General features: G+C 68.2%; 13 protein-coding genes. 10 read left to right on the plus strand and 3 right to left on the minus strand.

Going from position 1 to position 17,801, the window contains the following annotated elements:
* Nucleotides 1-103 precede the first annotated feature (103 nt).
* The 3 genes from DB31_RS39515 (at nt 104) to recR (ending at nt 1,862) form a co-directional block, all read left to right on the plus strand.
* Nucleotides 104-853 carry a DNA polymerase III subunit gamma/tau gene (locus DB31_RS39515; protein ID WP_240487177.1) on the plus strand — a complete coding sequence of 250 codons (750 nt, stop codon included), beginning with the start codon at nt 104-106 and terminating at the stop codon, nt 851-853.
* Nucleotides 854-944: 91 nt separating this feature from the next.
* Nucleotides 945-1,262, plus strand: a complete 318-nt coding sequence (locus DB31_RS39520) for a YbaB/EbfC family nucleoid-associated protein (RefSeq protein WP_044198097.1) — start codon at nt 945-947, stop codon at nt 1,260-1,262.
* 6 nt (nt 1,263-1,268) lie between these two features.
* Nucleotides 1,269-1,862, plus strand: coding sequence for a recombination mediator RecR (recR, locus tag DB31_RS39525; RefSeq protein ID WP_044198099.1), 594 nt, complete (start codon nt 1,269-1,271; stop codon nt 1,860-1,862).
* A 6-nt stretch (nt 1,863-1,868) separates the two neighbouring features.
* On the opposite strand, the gene DB31_RS39530 is transcribed toward recR, so the two are convergent.
* Genes DB31_RS39530 through DB31_RS39540 form a run of 3 tightly spaced genes read right to left on the minus strand, consistent with a single transcriptional unit; the run spans nt 1,869 to nt 7,245 of the window.
* Nucleotides 1,869-3,677 (minus strand): protein kinase domain-containing protein, encoded by a 1,809-nt coding sequence (locus tag DB31_RS39530; RefSeq protein ID WP_044198101.1) that lies wholly within the window; start codon nt 3,675-3,677, stop codon nt 1,869-1,871.
* A complete protein-coding gene (locus tag DB31_RS39535; protein ID WP_044198104.1) occupies nt 3,674-5,671 on the minus strand; it encodes a FecR domain-containing protein in 1,998 nt (665 codons plus the stop codon). Before DB31_RS39535 ends, DB31_RS39530 begins: the two co-directional genes overlap by 4 nt.
* Entirely contained in the window at nt 5,668-7,245 is a 1,578-nt protein-coding gene (locus tag DB31_RS39540; protein WP_240487178.1) for an MSCRAMM family protein, read from the minus strand. The genes DB31_RS39535 and DB31_RS39540 overlap by 4 nt, the downstream gene beginning before the upstream one ends.
* A 100-nt stretch (nt 7,246-7,345) precedes the next feature.
* On the opposite strand from DB31_RS39540, the gene DB31_RS39545 reads away from it, so the two are divergent.
* The 7 genes from DB31_RS39545 (at nt 7,346) to DB31_RS39575 (ending at nt 17,798) form a co-directional block, all read left to right on the plus strand.
* Nucleotides 7,346-8,335, plus strand: coding sequence for a tetratricopeptide repeat protein (locus DB31_RS39545; protein WP_044198105.1), 990 nt, complete (start codon nt 7,346-7,348; stop codon nt 8,333-8,335).
* Between the two features lie 180 nt (nt 8,336-8,515).
* The gene (gene mglB, locus DB31_RS39550; RefSeq protein WP_044198107.1) at nt 8,516-8,995 is read left to right on the plus strand and encodes a gliding-motility regulator GTPase-activating protein MglB; all 480 of its coding nucleotides are present in this window, start codon (nt 8,516-8,518) and stop codon (nt 8,993-8,995) included.
* An 11-nt stretch (nt 8,996-9,006) separates the two neighbouring features.
* Complete coding sequence (mglA, locus tag DB31_RS39555) at nt 9,007-9,594, plus strand: gliding-motility regulator Ras-like GTPase MglA (RefSeq protein ID WP_002613100.1); 588 nt, start codon at nt 9,007-9,009, stop codon at nt 9,592-9,594.
* A gap of 94 nt (nt 9,595-9,688) precedes the next feature.
* On the plus strand, nt 9,689-10,537 hold the full coding sequence (locus DB31_RS39560) for a hypothetical protein (RefSeq protein WP_044198113.1): 849 nt from the start codon (nt 9,689-9,691) through the stop codon (nt 10,535-10,537).
* Nucleotides 10,538-10,548: 11 nt separating this feature from the next.
* Entirely contained in the window at nt 10,549-12,912 is a 2,364-nt protein-coding gene (locus DB31_RS39565; protein ID WP_044198115.1) for a tetratricopeptide repeat protein, read from the plus strand.
* 3 nt (nt 12,913-12,915) lie between these two features.
* A complete protein-coding gene (locus DB31_RS39570; protein WP_044198118.1) occupies nt 12,916-16,314 on the plus strand; it encodes a tetratricopeptide repeat protein in 3,399 nt (1,132 codons plus the stop codon).
* On the plus strand, nt 16,311-17,798 hold the full coding sequence (locus DB31_RS39575) for a tetratricopeptide repeat protein (RefSeq protein WP_338034355.1): 1,488 nt from the start codon (nt 16,311-16,313) through the stop codon (nt 17,796-17,798). The genes DB31_RS39570 and DB31_RS39575 overlap by 4 nt, the downstream gene beginning before the upstream one ends.
* The last annotated feature ends 3 nt before the right edge of the window (nt 17,799-17,801 follow it).

Here is a 17,801-nt window from a genome sequence, read left to right on the forward strand (position 1 = left end):
GTCCCCGTCCCCGTCCCCTCCTCCGAGCGGAAACGGTCCCGCTGCGTCCGTGTCCCCTGCCTCTCCTCCTCCTCCTCCGCGTCCGTGGGAGGCGCCTCGAAACATGGCCCCCACGCCTGTGGCGGCGCGTCCCTCGGAGGCCCCTCGTCCTCAAGCTCCCAGCGTGCCCGCGGGAGCGACTCCGCTCTCGCGCATCACCGAGCCGGCTCCCGAGGTGCGCGTCACCAACATCCGCAAGCCCGTCCAGGAGGAGCCTGTCGACGAGGAGCGCCTCTTCGCCGAGGAGGGCTCCGCCGAAGGATGTGCCTCGGGTGAGTGTCTGCCAGACGCTCCTGTGGTCCCGGCTCCCGCCCCCGCCGCACCGCCTCCGGCCAGCACCGGCCGGGACAACCCGGCCCTCTCGACGGCCGAGCGATGGCGCGCCGCGGTAGACAGCGTGAAGGCCGCCAGCGTCCGCCACGGCGCCGCGCTCTCCCACGGCCGGCTGCTGTGGCTGCGCCCGGGTGAGGTGGGCGTGGCGTACATCGCCGCGCACGCGTTCCACCGGGGTCAGGTCATGGGCGGCACCGGCCGGGCGATGGTGGAGAAGGCGCTCTCGGAGCACTTCGGCCGGCCCACGAAGCTGATGCTGGAGGAGGCTGTCGGTGAAGCCACCACCACTCTCAGTATCGCCGAGCAGGAATCCCAGGCCCGCACCGCCCACCAACAGAGCACCGAGGGCAAGGTCCGCTCACACCCCGCCATCCGAGCCGTCCTGAAGATGCTGGGGGGAGAGATCGAGCACATCCAAGTGCTGGAACCTGAACGTCCAGCAAGCGGCCCAACCGTCGAAACTCCTGAGGACAGCGCCTGACAAAGCGCCCGCACGACGGTAGGTTGCGCCCCGCATTGTTCATCTCGGGTGCCTGGCAGGCGCCCGCCTTCCAGATCGAAGAGGAAGCCTCATGCCCGGCATCGACCTGAACTACTTCATCCGACAGGCCAACAAGCTCACCGAGAAGATCGAGCAGCGCAAGCAGGAGCTGGCCAACGACACCGTCGAGGGCAAGGCCGGTGATGGCCGCGTGACGGTGATCGCCAACGGCATCCAAGAGATCCGCAGCATCAAGATCGACAAGGCCACCATCGATCCGAACGACACCAGCATGCTCGAGGATCTCATCACCGCCGCGGTGAACGCTGCCCTGGCGAACAGCCGTCAGCACATGCAGAAGGAGCTCGCGAAAATCTCCGGCGGCATCAAGATCCCAGGCATTACCTAAAGCCGGATGACTCCCGATCCTCTCAACAGGCTCGTCGCCCAGCTGGCCAAGCTGCCGGGCATTGGCGAGAAGACCGCGCAGCGCCTCGCGTTCCACATCCTGCGGGCTCCTGGCGACTACGCCGCGGAGCTGTCCCAGGCCATCCGCGAGGTGAAGGAGAAGGTGCACCTGTGCGCCCGGTGCTACTCGCTCACGGACTCGGAGCTGTGCGGCTTCTGCCGCGACATGCGCCGTGACGAGAAGGTGCTCTGCGTGGTGGAGACCTTCGCGGACCTGATGGCACTGGAGCGCACGCGCGAGTTCCGCGGCCGCTACCACGTGCTGCACGGCGTGCTGTCTCCCCTGGAGGGGATTGGCCCCGACCAGCTTCGCATCAAGGAGCTGCTGGAGCGCCTCAATGACGGCAAGGTGGAGGAGCTCATCCTCGCCACCAACCCGGACGTGGAAGGGGAGGCCACCGCGCTCTACCTCACCCGGCTCCTCAAGCCGATGGGCCTGCGCGTGAGCCGAATCGCCCAGGGCCTGCCCATGGGCGGGGACCTCGAGTACGCCGACCAGGCGACGCTCGCGAAGGCGCTCAGCGCCCGCCGCGAGCTGTGAGTCCCGCTACCGCGTGACGGTGTAGTCGAACGGCAGCACCACGTTGACCTCCCGGTCTCGGTGAGCCGGGAAGCGCAGGCGCTCGGCCTGGGTCTCCAGGCACTGGCCCACCGGCTTGGAGGCCAGCGGCCCCTGCGTCGTGGCCTTCACACGCCCCGAGGAGGCAATGGCCAGCTGCACGCGCACCACACCCGAGTTCGAGGGCAGGTCCTGCTTGTACTTCTCGAAGCAGGTGACGATACGAGACCGGCCGCGCGCCACCACGCGCTCCACATCTTGAATCCCCAGGGTGACCGGACGCGGCTTCCCCGTCTTGGTCACCGGATCCTTCTGCGTTGTGCCGGGCTTGTCCTCGGTCTCCTCTGGAGGTTTCACGTTCTCCGAAGAAGGAGTCTCGGGCTCGGGCGTCGCCGGCTCGGGCGGGGTGGTAGGGGCCGGAGCCACCGCCGCAACCACCGCAGGCGCAGGGGGCGTTGGCGTCGGCTCTCCAGCGGGCGGCGTCACGGGAGGCGCGGGCATGGCCACGGCCTCGGGAGGTGTGGACTTCGAGAGTCCCTTCCAGGCCGCGAAGCCGCCTCCGCCCAAGAGCAGCAACGCCCCGGCCACCACACCGATCAGCAGCCCCGTGCGGCGGGGCTTGCCCTCAGCCGTCTGCGCTGCTCCTGCCGGCGGAGGGACAATACCGGTGGCACTGTGGCGCAGGGGAGGCTGGGACGCGGGCGCCGCGACCGAGGGAAAGACGCCGCTGGAGGCAAACACCACGGGCTTCGGCGGCTGCGACACCGTCTGGGCGGCCGTGGCCGTCAGGGAGGCCAGCGTGGGGATGCGCGTCTTCGCCGCGAAGCGCTCCTCGCCGAACTGCATGCGCAGGTACTCGGCCAGCTCCTTGTGGGTGGCCAGCGGAACCTTGCCCTTCACACTGTGCTCAATGGCGTCCGCGAAGTCCGCCGCCGTGGCGTAGCGGTCCTCGGCTTTGATGGCCATGGCCTTGAGCACCACCGCCTCCAGCTCCGGAGGGATGTCCTTGCGCAGCTGGGCGGGCGGCATGAAGTCGCCCTGCAGCAGCGCATTCAAGATGGCCAGGTCGTTCTCCCGGGCGAAGGGCCGCACGTTGGTGAGCGACTCGTAGAGGCTCACCCCGAGCGAGAACACGTCCGCGCGCCGGTCCACCTCTTTGCCCTGGGCCTGCTCGGGCGCCATATAGATGTACTTGCCCTTCACCACGCCGGTGCGCGTCTGCACCACGCGGGAGGCGGCCTTGGCGATGCCAAAGTCCAGCACCTTCACCTGGCCCTGGTACGTCACGTACAGGTTCGACGGTGAGATGTCCCGGTGGACGATGTGGAGGGGCTGGCCCTCCTCGTTGGTGAAGTCATGGGCGTAGTGCAGGCCGCGCGCCGCATCCACCAGCACCCGCAGGGTGATGGGCATGGGCGTGTACTGCCGCTTCTTGCCCGCGTGGCGCAGCGTGGTGGAGAAGTCCTCGCCGGCCAGGAACTCCATGCAGATGTAGTAGCAGCCGTCGATGAACCCCAGCTCGTGGATCTGAATGATGTTGGGGTGAGACAGCCGCGCCGCCAGCCGCGCCTCGTCCCGGAACATCTCCACGAAGTCCGGGATGCTGGAGAGGTTGGACAGCATGCGCTTGATGACGACGTTGCGCTCGAAGCCGTCGGCGCCCAGCAGCTTGGCGAGGAAGATCTCCGCCATGCCGCCCTCGGCGAGCTTGCGCACCAGCACGTACTGCCCATAGGGGTGTAGCAGCGGCGGACTCGCGGCGCCTTGGCTCCCGGGCTCGGGCTGCGTGCTGCTCATTCCTCGGAACCTCGCTTCAGGGTGCGCACCACGTACACATCCGGTGCGCCGGCATGCTGCATCTTAAACAGCAGAACGGGGGGAACGCCCACTGGCTCCACCCACGTATCGAAGCGGTGCTTGGCATCCAAGCTCACCGAGCGCTCGTTGATGGACAGCTTGGTCCCCACCGGAGCCACCCCCACGGCGCGTACGCGCTTCCCCACCCGCTGGCCGTTCTTGGGCGACTGGACGACGAGGACAGGCACGGAGTTGTCGTACACCAACTCCAGTTTGTTCATGCGCCCGCCCCGGAGCGGCTGTCCGGTGCGGGACAGGGGTGTGACGGACCAGAGGTAGTTGCCCTCCCGCAGCACACCGGCCTCTAGGGGGGCGCGGGTCTCCGCCACGGTGCGCTCCGCCACGGGCTTGCTCAGCTCGCCGTTGCGGTAGACCGCGATGCGGTACTGGGCCGCCTGGGGCTCGGCCGAGTACTTGAAGACCACCGCCGGAGGCTTGTCCTGGTAGAAGATCGTCGTCTTCTGCGGGCCCTCGGGAACCTCGTTGGTGACGCGCGCCAGGTCCTTCGAGGCCTGCTCCGGCGCGAAGGTGGCACTGCCCTTCGTGAGCTCGGTGCCATCCGGCCGCCGAACCCGCCAGTACAGCCTGCCGCGCTCTGGAGCAGGCACGGTGGCATAGGGCTGATGGACCACGCCGCGCACCACCGTCCGCGTGAAAGCCGGATCCGAGGCCACCTCCAGCAGCACGTCTCCCTCTCCTGCCCAGGAGAGCTTCACCTCGGGCAGTCCCCGGTGGAACACCTGCATGTTCTCCACGGCCGGCAGCGCCACTGGGGCTTGCGCCAGCGGAGACACCTTCGGCTCGGCCTGGCCCGACACGGAGGCCTGCTCACCCGCGCGCAGCGGCTTGCGGGTGTCGCCGCGCACCAGCGTCACATCTCCGGCCCGCGCGGACACATCGAAGCCGTCCGCGGTGCGCCGTACCTTGAGGTCCGCCGCCCCCGCGCTCTCCAGCGTGAGCCCGGGCATCACCACCCGGCTGTCCCTCTCGGGCGCGAGCTTCAGCGTCAGCGAGCCCTGGCGCAGATCCAGCCGCGCCTCGTCCTGGGAGCCCTGCTTGCCAGCGCCCTCCAGCACCACCTCGCTCCCCGAGGCGAGCGCAATCGTCGAGGCCGAGCCCTCCAGCGCCAGGTACGCCGTGCCGCCCCGTGCGCGCACACCGTCTCCCGGCGAGAGCTTCTGGCCACCCTTGTTCGCCGTGCGCCACTGGGAGCTGCCCTTGCTGCGCACCTCCACCTTCCCCGAGTCCGCCCTCACCGTGACTTGAATGGTGGCCAGCTCCAGCACGCGCTGGGGCCCCGTCACCAGCTCGGCGCGGCCCGCGGAGACGTCCACGGACTGGCCCGCGGAGGCCTCCAGCTCCTGGCCATCCTTGGAGACGAACTGGATGGCGCCCATCCTCACCTCGACCCGGCTGTCCTCCGGGCCGACGCTCACGCTCACCTCGCTGGGCTGCGCGCTGCTCACGCGCGTGAGGCCGTATGGGGTGAGGATGCGCAGCTCAACGGAGGGGCCCGTGCGCACCTTGGGGGCGGCGGGGACGCGGCTCAGCACGATGCCTCGGGCCACCTTCAGGACGATGCCGCCCGTGTCCTCATCCAGCACGAAGCGCGCATTGGGGCCCACCTCCACTGTGCGCCCGTCAGCGAAGCGGACCGTCGCGGACCCATCCGGCCCCGTCTCCAGGGCATCCCCCTTCATCAAAGGGCCCTCGGCCGCGGGAGTCAGACCTCCGTCCCGCTCCAGCTGGACCGCCCCCCTGAGCGCTTCCAGGCGCGCCAGTGCACTCACTCCTGCGTCCTGCGAAGCCGTCACAGGAGGCGGAGCACCGGGCTCGGAAGGAGGTGGAGGCTTCGACGGGGCCGACTCGTCCCCGCAGGCGGACACGAGCCCCCCGAGCAGCACCGCGGCGAGAGCGAGACGCCGCGCGCTCACCGGCCCCTCGGGAAAAGATCGACGTTGAAGATGGCCTGCTCGCCATCCCGCACGGTGACGGACTTGACCTGTGTCAGGTGGCCCTTGGCGGAGATAGTGATGCGGTGGGTCCCGGGCTTGAGCTTCAGCGCGAACGCGCCTTGCGCATCCGTGCGCGTGCGCACCTTGGCGCTGGGAATCACGAGCGTGGCGACGAGCGGCCGGCCCTGCCGGGTGCTGCGGACCGTTCCGGAGATGGTGGCGTAGCCCAGGCGCTTGATGGGCGTGAGCGGCACGGACATCTCTGACTCCTTGCCACCAATGACGACCGCGGCCTCCTCCACCGGCTGGAACTCCGGCGCGGACACCCTCACCATCACGGGGCCTACCGCGAGGTTGCCCACGCTGACCAGGCCTGCCGCGTTCGTCCGCAGTTCCTTGCCGTTCACCACGACCGGCGCATCCACCAAGGGCTTGTTGCTGCGATTGTCGACGACGGTGATCTTCAACCCGCCCAGCGTTGGCGCCTGCTTGTGCGCCTGGAGTTCCAACGTGGCACGCTCGCCGGCCGCGACCGTGACCCGGCCCACCACGGGCTCGTAGCCCTCCGCAGAGACCTGGGCGACCACCTCGCCGGGCTCCAACTCCAGCTCCACCACCTGGCCCTTCGCATCAACGGCCCGAGGCGCCTGCGTCGTGCCCTTCACCACGAGCGCCACCTGGGCACCGGCCAGCGGGGCCTTCGTCTCCGCGTCCACTACCTGGAGGGCCAGCGAACCCATCTGCCCCAGGCGTTGCGCGGCCGCCACCGAGGCGTCGAGCCACGAGAACTCCAACGCCAGCCCTACCCGCTGCAGCGTCTGGCCGGAGCTCACCGCACTGTCGGCCTTCAGCGAGTCATGCACGAACTGGTAGTCGACCACGGCCGAGCCCATCCAGCGGCCCACCTGCCTCACCGGAATGCGCACCGCGGCACCCGCTCCAAAACCACTGGAAGAGGCCCCCTCCGCCGCAGGCAGCTGGGCCGCGAGGCTCAGAGGCAACTCCGCCCGCACCTCGCCCGTCACCCGCTGGAAGATCGGGAAGCGCAGCCGGCCGCCCAGCAGCGCCGCATGCCGGCCGCCCCGCTGGAACACGGGAGAGGCCGCCGACGAGACCCCGAACGCAGGCAGCTGCGCGAAGCCGTACCCCACGCCCAGCTCGCCCACGATGGGCCCGAGCTGCCGGCGTGCCACCGCTCCCAAGGAGAGGCGCCACAGGCTGCCCCCAGTGACGCGATCCGCCTCGCGGTTCAGGGTAAAGCCCTCGCGCTGAAGGCGGAGCTGGGCGCCCAGCCACTCCGGGCCCAGGCCGTAGAACACCGCCCAGGCCTCGAGATCATTGGGCGTCAACCCCGAGTAGGTGAGCCCCGGCCCTGTATCCACCTGCTCGCCGCTGCGGATCGCGACGCCATAGCGCAGGCGCAGGAACACCGGCTCCAAGCCGGGACCTGACGGGGCGGCCGCCTCCTCTTGCGCCAGGACAATGCCCGGCACCACCGCCAGTGCGAGCGCGAGAATGACGAGGAAAGGAGGGGTGCGGCGCAGTCGGGCCAAGGCTCGGCGGAGTATAGGGAAAGCGCCCAAGGTCCCCAAAACTCTAGCGAAAGAACCTCACGGGTTGTCAGGGGCGAGTGACCTCCCGTAAAGACGGCCCATGCGCCTCCTCCTCTTGATCAGCTTGCTGGCCGCGACCGGAGACCCGCGCCTGGCGCAGGGCGAGAAGCTCCTGGCAGCCAAGGACTGTGAGGGCCTCCAGCAGCTCTTCGCTCCCGCTACGCCCGCGCGCACCGAGCGCAACCTGGAGGCAGCGCTCCTGCTCGCCCGAGGCGCGGCCACCTGCCGCCCCCAGGACAGCGTTCTCGCCTTCGCCCTCACCGAGAGGGCCCTGGCGCTTGCGCCGGACCACACGGAGATCCGTACCGCCCACGCCGAGAGCCTCATTGCCGTGGACGAGCGCTCCGCCGCCGCGAAGCTGCTCGACGAAGTTCTCCAAGGCCCCGCTCGCACCACCGCCCGCGCCCACCTCGTGCGCGCCCAGCTCGCCGACCTGGAATCCGAGAGCGCCCTCGTGGTGAAGCTGGCCCAGCCGCTCGTGAAGGATCCTCAGTACGGTCCGGCCGCCCGTGAGCTGCTCTCCCGCCACCAAGCCGCCCTCGAGAGCCACTCCCAGGCCCGCGAGTCCCTGGCCCGCGAAGAGCAGAGCGCCGCCGAGCGCACCGCCCGGGCCCGGGAGGCCGCCCGGGGCCCACCCGAGGACCTCGGCCGGACGGGCCCCCGCTCAGGAACCGAGGCCTGGAGCGCTCGAGGCACCGTCCAGAGCGGAGGCCAGCGCACCTTCAAGACGCGCAGCCTCCAGGCCGGCTCCACCTACGTCTTCCACGCCACCGGCGCCTGTACCGGACCCTCCAAACCCAAACGCAAGGGCGGACTTCCACCCACCGTGGATCTCTTCGGCCAAGACTTCCGCGTAAGGATCGGTACACTGGATCCACTTCCCCTCAAGGTAGGGCTCCAGCCCGAACAGAACGCCTTGATCTTCAGGGCCCCAGAGAACAACCCCCAGATCTTCCTAGAAGATCGAACGACGATCCGTCCCGGAGGTCCTCGTTGTACGATCAGCGATGTAGCAGTGCGGGTCCCCTGAATGAACCAGGGATCTCCGAGGAAGAGCGGTCTCGTAGCTTGCTGGACCCCATCGTGTCTGCTAAGCATCCGCGCTTGGGAGCGACGCATCTAACCTCCGGGATTCACTCCGGAAACCCTGGGGGCTGCCAAAGCGCAGCGAGAAGCGAACGCTGAGGAGCGTAGAGGAGCGGATACGCCCATGGGCACGCAACTGGTGATGTACGAAGAGGAGTTCACCAAGATCAACGCCGTTTGCGACCGGCTGACCAAGGACGCGAACGCGAAGGTGGTGTTCCTCGTCGACAAGAACGGGCAGCTCATCTCCTCGGCGGGGCAGACCCAGAACATCGACACCACGTCTCTGGCCTCGCTGACGGCCGGCAACGTGGCGGCGATGGGCGGGTTGGCCAAGCTGATTGGGGAGAACGAGTTTCCCAACCAATTCCACGAGGGGGCGAAGGACTCCCTCTACATGACCATCGTCGGCAGCCGGGTGGTGCTGGTGGTCATCTTCGACAACCGCACGAGCCTGGGCCTGGTGCGCCTGCGCATCAAAAAGGCCAGTGACGAGCTGACGAAGATCTTCGAGAGCCTGGTGAAGAAGACCGACACACCTGGGATCGGCTCGCCGTTCGCCGAAATCTCCGACGACGATATCGACAACCTCTTCAGCGAGTAACCCGGGAAGCCATGTCCTTCATCAACTACTCCTCCCGCGAGATCAACTGCAAGATCGTCTATTACGGGCCGGGTCTCTGCGGGAAGACGACGAACCTTCAGTACATCTACAACAAGACCGCCGCGGACACGAAGGGCAAGCTCATCTCGCTGTCCACCGAGACGGACCGCACGCTCTTCTTCGACTTCCTCCCGCTGTCGCTCGGAGAGATCCGCGGCTTCAAGACGCGCTTCCACCTCTATACGGTGCCCGGCCAGGTGTTCTACGACGCCAGCCGCAAGCTCATCCTCAAGGGCGTGGACGGCGTGGTCTTCGTGGCCGACAGCCAGATCGAGCGCATGGAAGCGAACATGGAGTCGCTCGAGAACCTGCGCATCAACCTGGCCGAGCAGGGCTACGACTTGAACAAGATCCCGTACGTGATGCAGTACAACAAGCGGGACTTGCCCAACGCGGTGACGGTGGAGGAGATCCGCAAGGCGCTCAACCCCCGCAACATCCCCGAGTACCAGGCGGTGGCTCCCACCGGCGTGGGCGTGTTCGACACCCTCAAGGCCGTGGCCAAGCTGGTGCTCACCGAGCTGAGGAAGGGCGGCTAGCCAGCGGGCAAGCAGCCAGCCCTCCCCCCCTGCTCGGTCAGGGGCGAAGGATGGTATGAACTGTCCAGGTCGGGCTGGCTACTCGAGGTCGCTCGTGCGTTCCGCTTCCTCCATTCTTCGTCTCCTCATGGTGCTGGGCGCGGGGATCTGCGCTCCCGCGCTCGCGCAGGAGACACCCGCGACCCCAGCCGCTGCTCCTGCTCCGGCCCCCGAGGCTTCGGCCCCCGCGACTGCCGCTCCCGCCGCCGCGCCCGAGGCTGCACCTGCGGCGGCTCCCGCGGCGCCCGCTCCGACTCCGGCAGCGCCTCCGTCCACTGCCATCTCCCCTACTCCTCCCGGCCCAGCGCCACAGACGGCGGACGAGGCCTTCAATACCCGCGTGAAGACGCTGGAGGAGGAGGTCGTCGACCTGAAGGAGAAGATCTACCGCTCCAAGGCGCGGCTGTTGCTGCTGCAGGAGACGGTGCTCGGGGGTGACTTGTCCACCGGCGCCCGCGCGGTGCTCTTCCACAAGAACGAGATGGGCAACTCGTTCGTGCTGGAGTCCGTGGCGTACGCGCTGGACGGCGCGCCCATCTTCACCAAGGTGAACCAGGACGGGGACCTGGACAAGGCCGAGGAGTTCGAGATCTTCAACGGCCGCATCGTCCCCGGCCAGCACCAGATCGCCGTGCGCTTCGTGTACCGGGGCAACGGCTACGGCGTGTTCAGCTACCTGGAGGGCTACAAGTTCCGGGTGCAGTCCAGCTACACCTTCAACGCCGAGGCCACCAAGGTCACCACCGTGCGCGTGGTGGGCTTCGAGAAGGGTGGCATCACCACGGATCTGAAGGATCGCCCCTCGGTGCGCTACGACATCGAGGTGTCGCGTGACTCGGGTCCAGCCAAGGGCGACACCAAGAAGGTGCCCGCGGCTGCTTCCTCCTCTGAGACGAAGAAGTAGAGGGGCTGCCGGTGAACCCGTCTCGGAACCGAGCCCTGGCCCTGTTGGCGGTGATCGCCCAGGGGCTCGCCGCCTGGCCCGCCCTCGCCGACCCCGCGCCCCTCAAGGCCAGCGGCGAGGTGGTGCGCCAGCTGGAGCAGGTGGACAAGCAGCTGACGAACGCGGACGAGAACCTCCGCTTCGTGGAGACGCAGTTCACCCAGCGCCCCGAGCCCAGTGACGAGGAGGCCCGGCTGCGGCGCTTCTCGGACGGAGAGATTCAGTACCTGCTGGGCGACTGGACCGCCGCCTCCGTCCTCTTCTATGACTTGGTGAGCGATCCGCGCTTCCTCAAGCACCCGCGCTACCCGGACGCCCTCTTCTACCTGTCCGACTCGCTGCTCCAGCAGCAGAACTACATCGGCGCGCGGCTGTACCTGCGTGAGCTGCTCTCGCTGCCGCCCACGGATCGCTACAAGGATGCGCTCTCGCGCTACCTGAACGTCGCCAGCCGTCTCAATCAGTTCGAAGGCATCGACGAATACATCACCCAGGCCAAGAAGCTGTCCGGCGGGCAGCTCCCGCCCGAGCTGGCGTACGTCTACGCCAAGTGGCTCTTCAAGCGCACGGACCTGAAGAACGAGGAGCGCATCGCCCGCGCCCGCGAGTCCTTCGAGCCGCTGACGCACTCCAACATCCGCATCGTCCGGCTGCAGAGCGCCTACCACCTGGGCGTGCTCTCCGTGCAGGCGGGCGACTTGGAGAACGCCATCGAGCGGTTCCGCGAGCTGGCCTCGCTGCCCGCCAATGACGGCGAGGAGCTGCGCATCCACGAGCTGGCCACCCTCTCCCTGGGCCGGCTGCTCTACGAGACGGGCAAGGTGGAGGAGGCACTGGACCGCTACCTGGACATCCCTCGGGAGAGCGAGTCGTTCGTGGACTCGCTCTACGAGATCGCCTGGGCCCACGTGAAGCAGGGCGAGTACCAGAAGGCCAAGAACGCCATCGACATCCTCCTCTTGGTGGATCCCGAGTCCCCGCTGGCCCCAGACGCGCGGCTGCTCCAGGGCCACCTGCTGCTCAAGCTGCAGCAGTACGAGGAGGCCACTCAGAGCTATGAGGGCGTCATCTCCACCTATGGCCCCGTGCGCACCAAGCTGGACGAGCTGCTCTCGCGCACGCAGGACCCGGTGGCCTACTTCGACAACCTGCTGTCGCGCTCCGAGCGCACGCTGGACCTGACCACCCTGCTGCCCCCGGTGGCCTTGCGCTACGCGAAGACGCAGGAGGAAGTGTCCGGCGCGGTGGCGCTGATCAGTGACCTCGACAGCGGCCGCAAGGGCGTCACCGATGCGCGCGGGCTGGCCGGGCGCATCCTCCAGGCGCTGGATGAGCGTGGGCTGGAGACCTTCCCGGAGCTTCAGGAGGGCTACACCCGCGCGGACGCCGTGGAGAGCGGGCTCACCCGCGTGGAGCAGGTGCTGGTGCAACTGGAGTCCTCCGCCGTGCTGGCGCACCTCACCTCCGAGGAGCGACAACAGCTGGAGGCCGTGCGCAAGGAGCGCGAGCGGCTGGCGCAGCGCTTCGCCCTGCTGCCCACCACCCAGCGCGAGCTCGAGGAGCGGCGCCAGCGGATGCAGGCCACCGTGGACTCGCTGGACCGCGAGGCCTTCCGCCTTGGCTACGAGCTGCAGAGCCTGCGCGCCATCGCCACCGCCGTGCGCAAGTGGGTGGACGACACCCGCTCCGAGCGCAAGACGCCTCCCGATGAGGAGATGCAGTTCCTCGCCGCGCTCCAGAACGAGGAGAAGGCGCTGGAGACGCTGCAGGCGGACCTGGAGCGCACCCGTGCCCAGCTGGCCGACGAGCGCAACTCCGTGGCCACGGCCGTCGCGGGTGAAGAGCTGATCCGCCAGCAATTCTACGAGGTGCTGCAGAAGGAGCACTCGCTGGTGGCCTCGTTTGCGGGCCGCCTGCCCGAGGACGTGGGCCAGCTGATGGAGCGCTTCCAGGAGGTACGCGAGCGCACCAATGGGCTGCGCGGCCGGGTGATCAGCGCCAAGAGCGTACTCCGCGAACAACTTGAGCGCCGCGGCCGTGTCATCCGCGACAAGGTGCGCGCCGAGCAGCGCCTGCTCAGCCAGTACGACTCGGAGGTGGCCTCCGTCTCCGGCAATGCGCGCAACCTCGTGGGCCGCATTGCCTACGACAGCTTCCGCCGCGTGCGGCAGCAGTTCTACGACCTCGTCCTCAAGGGCGACGTGGGCATCGTGGACGTGGCCTTCACCCGCAAGCAGGACAAGACGGGCGAAATCCAAAAGCTCTCCGCGCAGAAGGACGAGGAGCTGCGCGCGCTCGACCGGGACTTCAAGGAAGTCCTCAAGGAAGCGAACTGAGCGATGCGCCGCTTCCTGCTCACGCTGCTGACGCTCTCCTCCCTGGCCGCTGCCGCCCAGCAGCCAGCGAAGCCCGAAGGCGCCGCACCCACCGAGGGAGCCGCCGCCGCGCCCGCTCAGGCCGAGCCCGCCAAGAAGCCCTCGGACAATCGAAGCCTGGCGGGAATGGGCCGCACGCCCGAGGAGGAGGAGCGGCTGCGGGTGCTCAGCGCGGACTTGCAGCGCTACGAAGAGGAGGCGCGCGACTTCCGCCGCGAGGTGCAGCTCCTGGTGGAGCGCAAGTACGAGGAGAAGCGCAACGGCCTGGCCGCCTCGTACGAGAAGGTCATCGGCGAGCTGGAGATCAAGGAGCGCAAGGAGCGCCTGGACGCGATCGTCCGGTTCGAGGAGTTCCTCCACCGCTACCCCCGCGAGCCGCGCTACTCGCCGGACGTGATGTTCCGCCTGGCCGAGCTCTACTACGAGCGCTCCAGCGACGAGCACCTCACCGCCATGCGAGAGCACGAGGAGAAGCTCAAGTCGCTGCCCGAGAGCGCCGAGCCTCCTCCCGAGCCCCAGGTGAACTTTGGCCCGTCCATCGCCCTCTACCTGCGGCTCATCAACGACTTCCGGGACTACCGGTTCAATGACGCTGCCTGGTACCTGCTGGGCTACTGCTACGAGAAGCAGAACCAGTTCGACGAGAGCCGCGCCACCTACGAAGAGCTGATCGCCACCTACCCCAAGAGCCGCTTCGCCACCGAGGCCTGGGTCCGCATCGGCGAGTACTGGTTCGACAACTACAGCGATCCGACGGCGCTGGAGCAGGCAGCCAACGCCTACGAGCACGCCACCCAGGACAAGAGCCACTCGCTCTACGACAAGGCGCTCTACAAGCTGGGCTGGACGTACTACCGCATGGACCGGTTCGCGGATGCGGTGGAGCGCTTCCTCATGCTCGCGGACTTCTACGAGGAGCAGAAACAGGCCCAGGGCGACGAGGGCGGCGGCGGAGACCTGCGCGAGGAGGCCCTCCAGTACGTGGCCGTGTCCCTGGCGGACGGAACCTGGGGCGGCCTGGCCCGGGCCCAGGAGATCTTCGCCCAGCGCGGCGCGCGCCCCTACGAGGCGGAGATCTACCGGCGCCTGGGCAACATCTACTTCGACCAGACCAACCACGCCGCCGCCATTGAGGCCTACCGGCTGGTGCTGGCCAAGGAGCCGTTCGCCACGGACGCACCGCAGATCCAGCAAAAGCTCGTCCAGGCGTACGAGCGGGACCGGAAGATGTCCGAGTCCTACGCCGAAGCCGAGAAGCTGGCCAACGACTACGCCCCCGGCAGTGCCTGGTACGAGAAGAACCAGAGCAATCCGGACGCGCTGGCCGCCGCGGACGCGCTCGCCGAGAAGAGCCTCTATACCAGTGCTCTCTTCCACCACCAGCAGGCGCTGACGTTCAAGAAGGAGGGCAAGCTCGAGCAGGCCTACCTCGGCTTCCAAGTGGCCGCCCGTGCCTACGGCGCCTACCTGACGCGCTTCCCGAACACCAAGAGCAGCTACGAGATGCGCTTCTATTACGCCGAGTGTCTCTTCAACTCGGCGCAGTTCGTGCTCGCGGCGAAGAACTACGAGGAGGTGCGTGACTCACGGCTGGACGACAAGTACCGCTCGGATGCCGCCTTCACCGCCGTGCTCGCCCTGCAAAAGCAGTTGGAGGCGGATCTCAAGGCCGGCACCGTGAAGGAGCTCAAGCCCCTGCGCTCCGCCGAGCGCCCCGCGGATGAGGTGGTCCAGCCCATTCCCCTGGCCGAGTCCGAGACGCGGCTGATCTCCGCCTCGGACGTGTACGTGAAGCTGTTGCCCACCGACGAGAAGAGCCCGGGCATCGCCTACAAGGCCGCTGAGCTCTACTACGCGCACAACGACTTCCCCGAGGCCCGCCGGCGCTTCGAGCAGATCGTCAAGAGCTACCCGAAGAACGAGGTCGCCAAGTTCGCCACCAACCTCATCGTGGAGAGCTTCCTCATCGACAAGGACTGGGCCAGCGTCGAAGACGTGGCGGGGCGGCTGGCCTCCAACAAGGAGGTCATCGATCCGTCGAGCGACCTCTACAAGAGCCTGGTCAAGTTCAAACTCGGCGGCCGCTTCAAGCTGGCCCAGCAGCTCATGGATCAGGGCAAGTACGAGGAGGCCGCCAAGAAGTACATCCTCCTGGTCGACGAGGAGCCTCGCCACGAGTTCGCCGACAAGGCGCTCAACAACGCCGCCGTCTGCTACGAGAACTCCCTGCGGTTCGACTCGGCGCTCAAGCTCTACGAGCGCATCTACCGTGAGTACCCCTCCTCCACCCTGGCGGACGCGGCGCTGTTCCGCGTGGCCCTCAACTCGGAGAAGTCCTACGACTTCGACAAGGCGGTGGTCAGCTACCAGAAGCTGGTGAAGGACTACCCCGCCTCCAAGGACCGCGAGGCCGCCCTCTACAACGCCGCCAACCTGCTCGAGGGCCAGCAGCGCTACCCCGAGGCCGCCGCGGCCTTCATGCGCTACGCGGACCTGTTCCCCAACTCGGAGGATGCGCCGAAGAACCAGTTCCGCGCCGCCCTCATCTACGAGAAGCAGGAGGACTGGCGCGGGCAGATCCGCGCGCTCACCGCGTTCATCGAGAAGTTCTCCAGGAAGCCCACGCAGTCGGAGCTGGTGGTGGATGCCAAGCGCCGCATCGGCGACGCGCACAAGAAGCTGAACAACGTCCGTGAGGCCGAGAAGGCCTGGGCCAGCGCCGCCGACGAGTTCGACCGCCGCAAGCTCAAGCAGGAGACCTCTCCGCTGGCCGCCGAGGCCGCCTCCTACTGCCGCTTCCAGCTGGCCGAGTTGGAGCTGGAGAAGTTCGACAAGCTGAAGATTGGCGGCACGGGCAAGGCGCTGGAACGCAGCTTCGTCGCCAAGCGCGCCGGGGTGAAGGCCGTCAACGAGGCCTACGCCAAGGTCTATCCTTATAAGAACCTGGAGTGGACGCTGGCCGCCCTCTACCGCCGCGGCTACGCCCTGGAGCGCTTCGCCACGACCCTCATCGAGACGCCCGTTCCCCCTGACGTGAAGCGCCTGGGCGAGGAGGCCGTGGTGGCCTACCAGGATCAGCTCGCCCAGCAGACAGCCACGCTGGAGGACGCAGCGGTGGAGAGCTACTCGGCCACCATTCAGGAGGCGCGCAAGAACCGCCTCTCCAACGTGTGGACGCGGCGCACACTCGAGGCGCTCAACCGCTTCCGCCCCAAGGAGTACCCGGTCCTCAAGGAGCCCAAGCAGGCCATCTCCTCGGACGCGGTCTATCCCGAGGGCCTGGTGGGCACCCTGCTTGGCCCCGAGCGTCCCGGCACCGAGTCCGAGGCCCCGCAGAAGCTGACCGGTGGAGGTGAGAAGTGATCACGCTCCGCCTGCGCACCACGTGCCTCGTCCTGCTGCTGGGCACCGCCTGCTCCTCCACGCCGCAGCCGCGCCCGACGCCGGCTGCTGATGCCCCGGCCCCGGCCAGCACCTCCGCAGCCAGCACCTCCGCCGCGGCCACTCCCGCCTCGGAGACGGCCTCGGCCTCCCAGACGCCGGAGTCCGGTGGCGCGCAGGTGGTGAAGACCGTGCCGGCGCCTCCGGCCACGCCCTCGGTGGAGCCCTCCGCGCCTCCGCCTCGCCCCGTCACCCGCGAGGGCACGGACTTCGAGCGCGCGGTGGAGAGTGCCCGGAAGGGTGAGCTGGAGATCGCCGCCCGGAGCCTCGAAGCGCTGCTGTCGAGCAACCCCAAGCTGGACTACGCCTGGACGAACCTCGGCGTCATCCGCGAGCGCCAGGGCCAGGTGGACGAGGCCGAGAAGGCCTACCGCAAGGCCCTGCAGCTCAAGCCGGATCAAGAGACCGCCTGGGACTTCCTCGTCCGCCTTTACTGCCGCACGAACCGCGCCACCCGCATCGAGGCCGAGCTGCGCCAGAAGCTGGAGTCCTCTCCGGACGCCGTGGGCATGCGCACCGCGCTCGCCTACGCCCTGCTGCAGCAGAAGAAGCTGGAGAGCGCCGCCAACGAGGCCAAGCGCGCCCTCAAGGTCGATGAGCGCTATGTGAAGGCCATGCAGGTGCTCGCGCAGGTCTACTACCGCGAGAAGAAGTTCGAGCTGTCCCGCTACGTGCTGGAGAACGCCCGCGCCATTGATGGACAGGATGCGGCCACCCACAACGCGCTCGGGCTGGTGCAGCTGACGCTCAAGTCTCGCATCCAGGCGCTGGAGAGCTTCCGGAAGGCCGCCGAGCTCCGCCCCGACTTCGCCGAGGCCCGCAACAACTACGGCGCCATGCTCAACGAGTCCCAGGACTACCCGGCCGCCGTGACGGAGCTGGAAGCCGCCGTGAAGGCCGCGCCGGACTTCGCCTCGGCCCGCCTCAACCTGGGCAACGCCTACCGAGGGCTCGGGGACTTCGCCCGCGCCAAGGCCGAGTACGACCGGGTGCTGCAGCTCCAGCCCTCTCTGGTGGATCCGTACTTCAACCTCGCCATCCTCTACCTGGACATCGAGCCCCAGGGCGTGGACACGATCGAGCGCTACAAGACGGCCATCGCCCACTTCGAGAAGTTCAAGGGCCAGGGCGGCAAGGACGACCGCATCGAGCAGTACCTCAAGGATGCCCAGAAGGGCATCGAGAAGGAGGAGCGGCGCCGCGAGCGCGAGAAGCGCGACCAGCTCCGCAAGGCCCAGAAGGCCGAGGAAGACGCCAAGAAGCAGGCAGAGGAGAACGCCCAGAAGCAGGCAGAGGCCCAGAAAGCCGCTGCCGCCGCTCAGCCGCCCACACCTGCGCCTACTCCCGCAGCCCCCCCTGCCACACCCGCCCCCACCTCGGGTAAGCTGTCCACCGACGACAAGTAGAAG

The organism is Hyalangium minutum, from assembly GCF_000737315.1.
GTDB classification, from domain to species: Bacteria; Myxococcota; Myxococcia; order Myxococcales; family Myxococcaceae; genus Hyalangium; species Hyalangium minutum.